The following is a 12,065-nucleotide window of genomic DNA, read 5'->3' on the forward strand; positions in this document are numbered from 1 at the left end:
CGGCTGCGCCACGGCGGCGTCGCGGCTGGCCTTGGCGATGTCGGCAGAGTCGGCCGTGGCACAGCGCATCAGCCGCTCACCGGTGGCCGGTTCAATGATCGATTGCAGCGGACCCGACGCAGGCACCCAGTCACCGTTGAAGACACATTCCGACTCGATCACCTGGGACAACAGGTGGCTTTTGGATGCAGACATTTAACACTCCCGGCTCTTTGTTGTTGTCATCGTTTGCCGCACCTGGAAGGTATCGACGCAAACGCCGTACTCGTGCTTGAGCAAGCGCTGTGCCGGTTTTGCCTGCGGGCCTTGATAAACCTGGCGCAGGGCTCTGGATCAATGCTCTGCATCGAGTGCAAGACTGATGACGCATCTGCCGACGTGGCCGTTGGCCAGCTGCCGCTTGTTCATTTGATAAAGTTATGCTTAATAACTATCTCGCCAGATGATCATTTCGATCACCCGCCATCAGGGGCATAACAATGAATAATCCCCACTGCCAGTTGCCGGATCACCGGATCGCCACCGAGCATTTCCGTCCACGGGGTGACAGCAAAGAGCTGACCGACAGCAGTTCGCCCACGACGGCAGAACTCACCGCGTGCCTGTTTTTCTCCCCCGACGACGGCCGTATCTGGCTCAACGACCAGCGCATGTTGCTGCTGCACAGTTCATCCTTCGGTGCGTTGCGCCGGGAAATCATCGAACGCCAGGGGCTGGAACAGGCCCGTGGCATGCTCACCCGCACCGGCTATTCCTCCGGTGCTCGGGACGCCCGGCTGATTCGCGAACGCTGGCCCCACGCCGATGCCGCGGCGGTGTTTCGCGCCGGCACGCATCTGCACACCCTTGAAGGCATGACCAAGGTCGAGCCGCTGCATTTCAAGTTCGATGCCGACTCCGGGTTCTATGAAGGGGAGTTTCTCTGGCATCACTCTTGTGAGGCCGACGAGCATGTCGCCGCCTATGGCACCGGTCAGGATCCGGTGTGCTGGACCGAACTGGGCTACGCCATCGGTTTCGTCAGTGGGCTGTTCGGGCAACTGGTGATCTTCCGCGAAGTGGAATGCCGAGGCATGGGGCATGAACGCTGCCGTGTCGTCGGCAAGACCGCCGAGCAATGGGGCGATGTCGAGCAGGACCTCAATTACCTCAACGCCTCACCGCCAGCGGTCGTCGCGCGCACCGACAGCCAGTCCGACAGTGTGGCCGGAACCGCCCCGCTACCGGACAGCGAACAGCCGCTGATCGGTGCCAGCGCCGCCTTCAACGCCGCGACCCAGGCCTTGCAACGGGTGGCCTTGACCCCCGCCACCGTGCTGGTCAGCGGCGAATCCGGCGTCGGCAAGGAGATGTTCGCCCGCCAACTGCACCAGCTGAGTCGCCGACGTGATGGTCCGTTCATCGCCCTCAACTGCGCGGCCATCCCCGACAACCTGATCGAGGCGGAACTGTTTGGCGTCGAACGCGGTGCCTATACCGGGGCCACCCATTCACGCCCCGGGCGTTTCGAGCGCGCCCATGGCGGCACGTTGTTCCTGGATGAGATCACCTGCCTGAGCCTGGCCGGGCAAAGCAAGTTGCTGCGCGCCTTGCAGGAACGGGAAATCGAACGGGTCGGTGGCGGCCACGGCATCAAGGTCGATGTGCGGGTCGTCGCGGCCACCAACATCAACCTGCGCAAGGCCGTGGCGGACGGCGCGTTTCGTGAAGACCTGTTCTACCGGCTCAACGTCTACCCCATCGCCCTGCCGCCCTTGCGCGAGCGCCGCGATGACATACCGCTGCTGATCAATGCCTTTCTCAAGCGCTTTTGCCAGGAATACGGCCGCACCCCGATGGGCCTGACCATGCGCGCCTTGAAGGTCCTGCTGCGCTATGACTTTCCGGGCAACGTGCGGGAATTGCAGAACCTCATCGAGCGCGGCCTGATCGCCAGCGAAGAAGGCCAGGCGATTGACCTGGTCCACCTGTTTCGCAATGAACAACTGCCGGTGGACGCGTACTCCGTGGACCTGCACGGCGGTCTCTCGCCGATGGGCCTGGCCGCCAACGACGCTGCGGAAAAACCGGCCCTGCTCCAGTCCCTCAGCCAACTGGACTCGGACTTCTCCATTGACGGCCTGGAGTCACGGCTGATCAACGAAGCCCTGCAACTGAGCAGCGGCAACCTGGCAGCGGCCGCACGCTCATTGGGGCTGAGCCGGGCACAATTCGCCTATCGGTTGAAGAAGCATCAACGGGGTGTCCCGGACTAATCCCGAACCTGGGGGCCACCACAAATCCCCTGTGGGAGCGAGCTTGCTCGCGATGGCGGTGGATCAGCTGACATTGATGTTGGCTGTGCTGACGCCATCGCGAGCAGGCTCGCTCCCACACTGGTTTCTGGGTGACTGCAAGGTCTGTGTCCGACACAAATTCCCCTGTGGGAGCGAGCCTGCTCGCGATGGCGGTGGATCGTGCTCGTCGCTGGCTGTCCCGTCGAGGCCTCGGCGGGCTCACATGACCGTCTCCATCAAACAGGGGAAAAAGCGCCCCGCCGGTACTCGCTGGGGGTCTGGTTCATCTCTATCCGAAAATGCCGGTTGAAGTTGGACAAGTTGTTGTAGCCCACTTCAAAACAGATATCGGTCACCGGCATTTCGCTCTGCAACAGCAAGCGACAGGCACGCTGGACCCGCAGCTTGCGCATCAGGTCAATGAAGCCGTGCCCGGTGATGCGCTTGAAGAATCGCGAGAAACCCGGCTCGCTCATGTCCAATTGACGAGCGATCACCGACAGGCGCAGGTCGCCGGTGAGTTCGGCTTGCAGGTATTCGAAGGCTTTATGGATGCGCTCGGAGCTGCGCGCATCGAGGGTCGGCGCGTAGCAAGGGCTTGCCAGGCTCAAGACCTCGTCGCCAGGGGCTTGGTTGAGGGTGTGCAGCAGTTCCAGGAACAGCGCCAACCGCGCCAGTCCCTGGGCCGGGCCGATGGCTTCCAGCAGGTACGCGGCCTGCCGCGCGGTGTTGCCGTCGAAGGCCAGGCCGCGGCGGGCGCGTTCGAACAGGCCCCGCAGATCGCCCAGTTCGGGCAGGGTTCGGCGCAAGGTCAGCAGCGTCGCACCATCGAATTGCAAGACCACGTCACGCCCGGGCAGGTGCTCGCCCGGCGCCAGGTCGCCCATCCAGTCGTGGGGCAAGTCCGGGCCAATCATCGCCACATGGCCAGGACCAAACGGGCCGATGTAGTCGCCCGCCAACAGTTTGCCGCTGCCCTGGCGGATCAGGTGGATTTCAAATTCAGGGTGATGGTTCCAGCGCGCCATCGGGTACGGGTAGTCATGCTCGTACCAGCGAAAACTGTGTTCGGGCTCAGGCAGGATGACTTCCAGTTCAGCGGGTCGCTGCTCGAACAGGGGCGTTCGGTGATCAGGCATGTCGCGCCTCTTTTATCGTTATAGCGGGCACCTTACGCCGAGTGCGCAGCGCTTCGCCAGCCTCGGCCTGACCGGCCACTGATACTTTTTTAACCCGCACCTGCCGCACTCAAGGGCGTTAAAAAAGTATCAGCGCACGATCCTCCCTGCGTTTGTCGGCCTCCACGGGCGCTGCTGTAATCGGCCTGCCATTGGCGACGAACCGCTCAGCCCGACGCCACGGCCCCCACAACAATAATAATTCTGCGCCCAGGCGCAGCTCTGGAGAAGCTCATGAAAACAGTGCCCAAGGCGCTTGTCATGTTCGCGGGATTGTCGTTTGCCCTGGCCGGCCAGGCCACCGAGACCCTCACCATCGCTACGGTGAACAACGCCGACATGATCCGCATGCAAAAACTCTCGAAAACCTTCGAGAGCGAGCACCCGGACATCACGTTGAACTGGGTGGTACTCGAAGAAAATGTCCTGCGCCAGCGCCTGACCACCGACATCGCAACCCAGGGCGGGCAGTTCGACGTGCTGACCATCGGCACCTACGAAACCCCGCTGTGGGGGGCCAAGCACTGGCTCGAGCCGATGACCCACCTGCCTGCCGAGTATGACCTGGAGGACATCTTCCCTGCCGTTCGCCAAGGCCTCTCGGTCAACGACACGCTTTACGCCCTGCCCTTTTACGGCGAAAGCACCGTCACCTATTACCGCACGGACCTGTTCAAACAGGCCGGCCTGAGCATGCCCGAGACCCGGCCCATCCCACCGCAGAACCGGTGCCGTACGTGGGCATCCAGTACGTGACGATTCCAGAGTTCCAAGCCATCGGTACCTCCGTCGGCAAGCTGTTTACCGCCGCCATCACCGGACAGATCACGGTGGAACAGGCATTGGCCTCGGCGCAATCGAGTACCGAGCGGGAGATGAAGCGGGCCGGGTATCCAAAGCAATAACGATTGGCACCGGCCCCGTGGCTAGAAGGTTTACCCCTCTGTGGGAGCAAAGCTTGCTCGCGATACAGGTACCTCGATTTCTGAGAGACCGCATTGGCTTCATCGCGGGCAAGCCTTGCTCCCACAGGACTTTTTTTGTACTTCGAAAAGGACAACCCCATGAAACGACTGGAAGGAAAAAGTGCCCTGGTGACCGGTGCCGCCCGTGGTATCGGCAGGACGTTCGCCCAGGCCTATCTCAACGAGGGCGCCACAGTGGCGATCGCCGATATCGACCTGGAGCGGGCCCAGGCCACCGCCGCCGAACTGGGCGATAGCGCCTACGCGGTCAAAATGGACGTGACGGACCAGGCTTCGATCGACCAGGCCATCGCGGCCGTGGTGGCACGGGTGGGCAAGCTGGATATCCTGATCAACAACGCCGCGCTGTTCGACCTGGCGCCCATCGTGGAAATCACCCGCCAGAGCTACGAGCGGCTGTTTTCCATCAACGTCGCCGGCACGCTGTTCACCCTGCAAGCGGCGGCGCGGCAGATGATCCGCCAGGGCCAGGGCGGCCGGATCATCAACATGGCCAGCCAGGCCGGTCGGCGTGGCGAAGCGCTGGTCGGCGTCTATTGCGCCACCAAGGCAGCCGTGATCAGCCTCACCCAGTCCGCCGGGCTGGATTTGATCAAGCATCGGATCAACGTCAACGCCATCGCCCCCGGCGTGGTGGATGGCGAGCATTGGGACGGTGTGGACGCGCTGTTCGCCCGCCACGAAAACCTGCCGCTGGGGGAAAAGAAGCGCCAGGTCGGGCTGCAGGTGCCCTATGGCCGGATGGGCACCGCGGAGGACCTCACCGGCATGGCGATTTTCCTGGCCTCGGCGGAGAGCGAATACGTGGTGGCGCAGACGTATAACGTCGATGGCGGTAACTGGATGAGCTAATAATCTGGTTTTTTATGGCCTTGAAACGACGGAAATGGACTTATTCGCTTGAAAATTGATCCCACTACTGAGGATTGTCCCGAACGGTACCCGACGGTGCCGTTTCAAGGGATTTCAAGAGAGCGTGAATACCGTTGCCCCAGCGGGGCAAAAATTGCGCATCATAGGCGCCGTCCGCTCAAGGGAGATTTACATGCGTGCCATTTCATCCGTCGTGGGTCTTGTCGTGCTGTCGCTGGGCCTGGTGTTCTCCACCAGTGCCGCGGCCACCGAAGAGACGCAACTGGTCGAGTCCATCAATCTTTACCGCAGCCAGTCCCAAAGCTGTGCCGGCCAGGCTTCGCTGGAGTTGCCACCGCTGGCGATGGATTCCCGGCTGATCCTGTCGGCCAATGGCATCGGCGACCTGCAGCAGGCGCTGGCGCGGGCGGCCTATCCAATGGTCAATGTGCAGGCCATCAGCCTGTCCGGGCCGCGCGATGCGCAATCGGCCATGAAAGCCGTCCAGGAAAGCTTCTGCCAGGTAGTACTCGACCCGCAGTTCGTCGACATCGGCGTCAGCCGCCTGGACCGCGAATGGCGCATCGTGCTCGCGCGCCCACTGTTGTCGGCGCGCCTGGGTGATTGGCAAGCCGAGGGCCAGAAGCTGCTGAAGCTGATCAACAGTGCCCGCACCCAGCCGCGTCGCTGTGGCACCGAAACCTTCGCCGCCACCACGCCGCTGGCCTGGAACGCCACCTTGGCCCTGGCCGCTGTGACCCACACACGGGCCATGGCCAACAACAATTTCTTCGACCACAAGGACCGCGACAACCGCATGCCGGGCGACCGCGCCGAACTGGCCGGCTATCTGGGCCAGTTGATCGGCGAGAACATCGCCGCCGGACAGGACACCGCGCTCAAGGTCGTAGACGGCTGGCTGGCCAGCCCGGGGCACTGCGCCAACCTGATGAACCCGCAGTTCCGCGAATTGGGCGCCGGGTACGCGACCGATCCGAAAAGCGATGCCGGGATCTATTGGACGGCGATGTTTGGCACTCAATAGCGCGGTGGCCGGGCCATCGCTATCGCGAGCAACCTCAGTGGCTGACATCGTCCTTGTGCAGCACCTGCCGCAAATGCTGCATGAACTGGCTCAACGAAGGTGATTGGGCCAGCGGCTTGCGTTGCAACAAGCCGATCGAGCGTTTCGCCGGCTGGTCGATGGCGGTCACAGCACACTGCTCACCGATGTTGAACACCGCCGTGCAACTGGCCGGCAACAGAGAAAATCCCAACCCTTCGCGCACCAGGGCCGTGGCCGTGCTCATGTGCGCCACTTCCCAGGCTGGCACAGGATCGACGTTCAAATAGCGCAACGCAGCGTCTGCCAGGGGCCGGATGCTGGTGTCAGGCGTGAGGGCAATATAGGGTTGCCGCTTCCAGTCGTCCTGGCCGTCACGCTGCGGCTCCTTGTGGCTCAGCAACACCAGATTGTCATCCAGCAGGCGCACAAAGCTCAGTCCGGACAGATCGTCAGGCAACGAACTGATGCCGGCGTCCACCTCTCCTCGCTGCACCCAGCCCATGATTTCCCCGGCGCGGCCGTCCAGCAAGCTCACCGTCACACCAGGGTTTTCACGCTGGAAAGCAGCAATGGCGATCGGCAGGAACGACGCGGCAGCGGTGGGCAAGGCTGCCAATCGGAGCGTGCCACGGCTCAGGCTCAGGGTGTCGCGAGCATCGCGCACGGCGTCGTTCATGTCCCGCAGCATGCGCCGGGCCTGGGGCAAGAAGTGCTCACCGGCGGGCGTCAGCTCGACGCTGCGGGTGTTACGCGCGAGCAACTGCAACCCCATGCTCTCTTCCAGTTTGCGGACGCTATAGCTCAGCGCTGGCTGGGACAGGTGCAACTGTTCGGCCGTGCGGGTAAAGCTCGAAGTCTCGGCAATAAGGATGAAGGCACGAAGCTGACGAAAAGAAACGTTCATGACCAACTCATAAAATTAATGAATCAATTGATTCTATCTTTAAAATTCACAGAATAATCCAGTCTCTCCACTATGGGGCCACCCTTCAGTGCCACCCCTCAGTGGAAAGCGACATGACAAAAACAATTCTCGTCGGCTGCGGCGCCGGTTTTGCCAATGATCGACCCGATGCCGCCCTGCGCCTGGCCCAAGACCTGGCACAACGCAGCGGCCAGCGCTACATCATGCTGGAACTGCTGGCTGAACGGACCCTGGCCGAGGCGCAGCTACGCAAGCGCCTGGACCCGCAGGCGGGATACTCCGCGCGCCTGTTCGATTTCCTTGAGCCCATGCTGGATGTGTGCATCGAGGCCGGCATCCCGATCATTACCAACGGCGGCGCCGCCAATCCCAGGGCGGCCGCGCAACGACTGCGCCAGACGCTGGCGGGCCGCTTCCCTGCACTGAAAATCGCCTGCGTGCTGGGTGATGACCTGTTGGAAGAAACACCGCCCCGTTACGAACGCTGGTTGTCCTCAGGTCCCGAGGAGCACCCGGTTTCAGTGAACGTCTACACCGGGGCCGACGGTATCGCCCAGGCGTTGGCCGAGGGCGCTGGCATCGTGCTGTGTGGCCGGGTCGCGGATCCGTCGTTGGCCGTGGGGACGATCCGCCATGGGTTGGGTTGGTCGGCCGACGATTGGCAGAAAATGGCCATCGCCACCACAGCCGGTCATCTGCTGGAGTGCTGCACCCAGGTCACCGGTGGCTATTTTGCTCATCCTGGGATGAAAGACGTTCCGGACCCGGCCAATCTCGGCTGCCCCATTGCCGAAATCCATCAGGATGGCCGCCTGATCATTGGCAAGACCCGCCACTGCGGCGGACGGGTCAGCGAACAGACCGTCAAGGAACAACTCCTTTACGAAGTACACGACCCTCGACGCTATCTGACGCCGGATGTCGTGCTGGACCTGGGCCAGGCCCGTGTACAGGACTTGGGCGATGACCGTGTTGAAATCAGTGGCCTGCTGGGTCATCCGCGTCCCGACACGCTCAAGGGCTTGGCGGGTGTGCGCAGCCTCTGGTTCGGTGAGGCGGAAATATCCTACGCAGGCCCCGGCGCCGTGGCGCGTGCCGCGCTGGCGCGGGAAATCCTGCTGCAGCGCTTCGACCAGTTGGCACCCGGGGTCCAACCCTGGATCGACCTGTCCGGGATCGCCAGCCTCTTCAACGATCAGGGCGGCCGTTATCTGCAACAACAACTGGCCCAGGCGCCCGCCCTGGAGGATGTGCGCGTGCGGATCGGCCTGACTCACACCGATCGACGGTTGGTGGAGGCCCTGCTGGCAGAGGTCGAGTCTCTCTACACCAACGGGCCGGCGGGTGGCGGTGGCGTCCGCCGGCATCTCACCGAGACCGTTACCACCCGCAGTTTCCTGCTGCCGCGAGATGAAATCCATACAACCCTGGAGTGGTACTGATGAACCTGGTCACCCTTGCCGACTATGCCCATGCCCGTGCTGGCGACAAAGGCAACATTCTCAGCATCGCCCTGTTCCCCCACGATCCGGCCCACTATCCATGGCTGCTACGGGAACTGACCTGCGCCCGAGTGGCTGAGCAATTCGCGACGCGACAGCCCTCCAAGGTGCATCGCTATGAACTGCCGAACCTGAATGCGCTGAATTTCGTGCTCGAGGACGCCCTGGAGGGCGGTGTGAACCGCAGTTGCGGTCTTGATCGCCACGGCAAGAGCCTGAGTTACCTGCTTCTGGCCTTGCGCCTGCCCGGACCGCAAGGCTGATCGACTCACCGCCCGCGAACCTTCGACAACAATAAAAAAGAGAGGCTGCAACATGATTACAACCCTGGGTTTCCTGATGATGCTCGCCATTATCGGATTGATATTGCTGCGCAGGATCAGTCCGGTGGTGGCGTTCACAACCCTTCCCGTGATCGTTTGCCTGTTGGCCGGCTTCAATCTCGGGCAGATCGGTGAATTCATCAAGACCGGCCTGATCACGGTGGCCCCGACCGCAGCACTGTTCCTGTTTGCCATCCTGTTCTTCGGCATCATGCGTGACCGGGGATTGTTCGATCCCTTGGTCAACCTGCTGATCCGCAGCACAGGCGGCAAACCGCTGGCCGTGGCGCTGGTGACGGTATTGGTGACGTCAGTGGTCCATCTCGACGGCGTCGGCGCCGCCACGTTCTTGCTGACCATCCCGGCCCTGCTGCCCTTGTATAAGCGCCTGAACATGAGCCCGGCGATGCTGTTGTGCCTGGTTGGCACCACGGCCGGCGTGATCAATATGGTCCCTTGGGGTGGAACGACTGCACGCGCCGCCGCCGTGTCGGGGCTGGATGCCACCCAACTGTGGCTAGGCTTGCTGCCGGTGCAGATGGTGGGCCTGACGTGCATGCTCGTTGTCGCGACCGTATTGGGCTTGCGCGCCCAGCGTCGCCAACCGATGTCGCTGGGGGCGGCTGCAACGTGTGACATGGACAGCCTGCAACCCCAAGACCGCGAATTCGCCCTCTCTCCCCGGGAGCTGCGCTACTGGCTGAACGTGGCGCTGACCGGTGGGATCCTGGCGTGCCTGTTCACCGGCATCTTTCCTTTGTATGCCTGTTTCATGGTGGGACTGGGCATCGCCCTGCCCTTGAACTTCCCGTCCCTGGACGCCCAGGCCGAACGCCTCAAGGCTCATGCCTCCGATGCGCTGCAAATGGTCCTGGTGATGATGGCCGCTGCCGTCCTGCTGGGCGTGCTCTCCGGCGCGAAGATGTCCGATGGCATGGCATTGGCACTGATCGATATCATGCCAGCGGGCGCTGCCCAGTATCTGCATGTGATCGTCGGCTTCTTCGGCGTTCCGCTGGGGATGATCTTCTCACCGGACGCCTACTATTTCGCCCTGCTGCCGGTGATCAAGGACGTGGCCGCCGCCGCGGGTGTCCCCCTCGAGGCCGTGGCCCGGGCCATGCTGATCGGCGAGAACACCGGATTCTCCATCAGCCCAGTGGTGCCCAGCGTGTACCTGGCGCTGGCGTTGTCCGGCGTAGAGCTGCGCAAGCACATCGCCTATACGTTCTTCTGGGCCTGGGGCGTCAGCCTGGTGATGCTCGCCTTCGCCGTGATGACTGGAGCGGTACAGGTGTAATGCTCAAGGGCAAGCCTCAATGTGCATCGAAGATCAGTGATCGATGCACCCCCGAGCCCGCTCTCACCCCATCGCCAACAGCCAACGCAACCGAGCCGAACGGCATCGCCGCATCGCCACAGACAAATGCACCTGGGACGCTGGTTGCCCTCGTCATGGGGTCGGCCTGGATGAAAGCCCCGAGCGGGCCGTCTTCAAACGCGCAACCCAAGGACGCCGCGAGTGAACCGGCAACCTGGATGCGCGGCAGGACAAACAGGCCGTCGATGGCGATCACACGACCGTCGACCAGCACAACGTCGGCCCGTTCGCCTTCAATACGCTCGACACGTTCCGGCACCAGGGTTACGCCACGTCGTGCCAGGCTGTCCAGTTGCTCAAGGTCAGGCTCGAACACACCATTGGTGAAGAACGTCGTCGGGCCCCAGTCGGGCAGCATCAAGGCATGGTGGAGCGACATCGACGAGGTCGCCAACACCCCGATGGGGCCTTGTTCCAGCTCGTAGCCGTGGCAATACGGGCAATGGAATACGCTTTTCCCCCAGCGTTGCGCCAGCCCTTCCACGTCCGGCAACTCATCGATGACTCCGGTGGCCAACAATAGGCGCCGGGCACTGTAGCGTTGCCCGCCGAGGGTTTCCAAAGTGAAGCCACCCGCGTCCTGGCTGGCTTTGACCGCCGTGTTCGATACCCATTCCACCGTCGGATAGGCCATTAGCTGGCGACGGGCATCATCGGCAATGTCCCCAGGGGCCCGACCGTCCTGCCCGAGAAAACCATGGGAGCTGGCAGCGAACCGGTTGCGACGCTGGCCGGCATCGATCACCAGCACGGTGCGGCGGGCACGGGCCAGTTGCAAGGCCGCGGACATACCGGCGTAGCTGCCGCCTGCGATGATGACGTCGTAGCGCATGATCATTCTCCAAAGTGGTTTTGGTGGAATTGAAAAGTCTCGATACATCGTAAGTTCCTTGAAAAGCAACTGTCAACGATCTCGTAACTTTTGCAATTACAGGCGATACTTACGCCCGTCTCCGCCACAGAACGCTGCAACGCTCATGAGAACCGACACCCGTCTGTCCCGCATGCTCCACGTGCTGATCCACATGGATCGCCACCAACAATCCGCCACGTCCGACACCCTCGCGCAGATGCTGGGCACCAACCCGGTGGTGGTGCGCCGGACCATGGCGCTGCTCAAGGAGCAGGGTTATGTCACTTCGGAAAAAGGCCATCGCGGTGGCTGGAGCTTGAGCAAGCCGCTGTCGCAGATGACGTTGCTGGATATCCACCAGGCCTTGGACAGCACGTCGATCTTTGCCATCGGCCTGTCCACCGATCATCCGCAATGCTTGGTGGAACAAGCAGTGAATGCGGTGCTGACGGATGCGTTCGACGAGGCCCAGGCATTGCTGCTCAAACGTTTGGGGGCAATTACCCTGGCGCAGTTGGCGGAGGATTTTGACGCGCGGTTTCGACAGGTTTACGCAGAGGACGGGGCTGACCTTTCGCAGGTGGGGCAGATCGGGCATTGATGTTGGTGGGTGTACCGCTATCGCGAGCAGGCTCGCTCCCACAGTTGGATTGAAGTACAGCCGCCAGAGCTAGGTCGGTTGTCAGGCCGCTTTCGCGAGCAGGCTCGCTCCCACAGTTGGGT

10 protein-coding genes and 2 pseudogenes are annotated in these 12,065 nt (G+C 62.3%); 8 read left to right on the forward strand and 4 right to left on the reverse strand.

Annotation, left to right across the window (positions count from 1 at the left end; translation table 11 throughout):
* Window positions 1-195 (reverse strand): annotated as a pseudogene (locus tag CFII68_RS12800) (benzaldehyde dehydrogenase); the annotation flags it as partial.
* Between the two features lie 284 nt (window positions 196-479).
* Between CFII68_RS12800 and CFII68_RS12795 the strand changes: the two are divergent.
* Window positions 480-2,255, forward strand: a complete 1,776-nt coding sequence (locus tag CFII68_RS12795) for a sigma-54-dependent Fis family transcriptional regulator (protein ID WP_018607699.1) — start codon at window positions 480-482, stop codon at window positions 2,253-2,255.
* A 257-nt stretch (window positions 2,256-2,512) separates the two neighbouring features.
* Here the strand turns inward: CFII68_RS12795 and CFII68_RS12790 are convergent, their stop codons facing one another.
* The gene (locus CFII68_RS12790; protein WP_018607702.1) at window positions 2,513-3,415 is read right to left on the reverse strand and encodes an AraC family transcriptional regulator; all 903 of its coding nucleotides are present in this window, start codon (window positions 3,413-3,415) and stop codon (window positions 2,513-2,515) included.
* Between the two features lie 273 nt (window positions 3,416-3,688).
* Here CFII68_RS12790 and CFII68_RS28215 point away from each other — a divergent pair.
* The 3 genes and pseudogenes from CFII68_RS28215 (at window position 3,689) to CFII68_RS12780 (ending at window position 6,337) form a co-directional block, all read left to right on the forward strand.
* Window positions 3,689-4,359, forward strand: a pseudogene (locus CFII68_RS28215) (ABC transporter substrate-binding protein).
* A 159-nt stretch (window positions 4,360-4,518) separates the two neighbouring features.
* Window positions 4,519-5,292, forward strand: a complete 774-nt coding sequence (locus tag CFII68_RS12785) for an L-iditol 2-dehydrogenase (RefSeq protein ID WP_018607703.1) — start codon at window positions 4,519-4,521, stop codon at window positions 5,290-5,292.
* Window positions 5,293-5,485: 193 nt separating this feature from the next.
* On the forward strand, window positions 5,486-6,337 hold the full coding sequence (locus CFII68_RS12780) for a CAP domain-containing protein (protein ID WP_018607705.1): 852 nt from the start codon (window positions 5,486-5,488) through the stop codon (window positions 6,335-6,337).
* A 34-nt stretch (window positions 6,338-6,371) separates the two neighbouring features.
* Here CFII68_RS12780 and CFII68_RS12775 read toward each other — a convergent pair whose 3' ends face one another.
* Window positions 6,372-7,262 (reverse strand): LysR family transcriptional regulator, encoded by an 891-nt coding sequence (locus CFII68_RS12775; RefSeq protein WP_018607708.1) that lies wholly within the window; start codon window positions 7,260-7,262, stop codon window positions 6,372-6,374.
* A gap of 113 nt (window positions 7,263-7,375) precedes the next feature.
* On the opposite strand from CFII68_RS12775, the gene CFII68_RS12770 reads away from it, so the two are divergent.
* From CFII68_RS12770 to CFII68_RS12760, 3 genes are read left to right on the forward strand one after another with little or no spacing between them, the layout of a single operon-like run.
* Window positions 7,376-8,725: an acyclic terpene utilization AtuA family protein gene (locus CFII68_RS12770; protein ID WP_018607709.1), complete on the forward strand. Its 1,350-nt coding sequence runs from the start codon at window positions 7,376-7,378 to the stop codon at window positions 8,723-8,725.
* Complete coding sequence (locus CFII68_RS12765; RefSeq protein WP_003201468.1) at window positions 8,725-9,048, forward strand: hypothetical protein; 324 nt, start codon at window positions 8,725-8,727, stop codon at window positions 9,046-9,048. Before CFII68_RS12770 ends, CFII68_RS12765 begins: the two co-directional genes overlap by 1 nt.
* A 52-nt stretch (window positions 9,049-9,100) precedes the next feature.
* Window positions 9,101-10,408 carry a CitMHS family transporter gene (locus tag CFII68_RS12760; RefSeq protein ID WP_018607712.1) on the forward strand — a complete coding sequence of 436 codons (1,308 nt, stop codon included), beginning with the start codon at window positions 9,101-9,103 and terminating at the stop codon, window positions 10,406-10,408.
* Window positions 10,409-10,424: 16 nt separating this feature from the next.
* On the opposite strand, the gene CFII68_RS12755 is transcribed toward CFII68_RS12760, so the two are convergent.
* Window positions 10,425-11,321 carry an NAD(P)/FAD-dependent oxidoreductase gene (locus tag CFII68_RS12755; protein WP_018607714.1) on the reverse strand — a complete coding sequence of 299 codons (897 nt, stop codon included), beginning with the start codon at window positions 11,319-11,321 and terminating at the stop codon, window positions 10,425-10,427.
* 145 nt (window positions 11,322-11,466) lie between these two features.
* Between CFII68_RS12755 and CFII68_RS12750 the strand changes: the two genes are divergently transcribed.
* Entirely contained in the window at window positions 11,467-11,943 is a 477-nt protein-coding gene (locus CFII68_RS12750; RefSeq protein WP_018607716.1) for an Rrf2 family transcriptional regulator, read from the forward strand.
* Window positions 11,944-12,065: the final 122 nt, after the last annotated feature.

This window comes from Pseudomonas sp. CFII68, assembly GCF_000416195.1.
GTDB lineage: Bacteria > Pseudomonadota > Gammaproteobacteria > Pseudomonadales > Pseudomonadaceae > Aquipseudomonas > Aquipseudomonas kilonensis.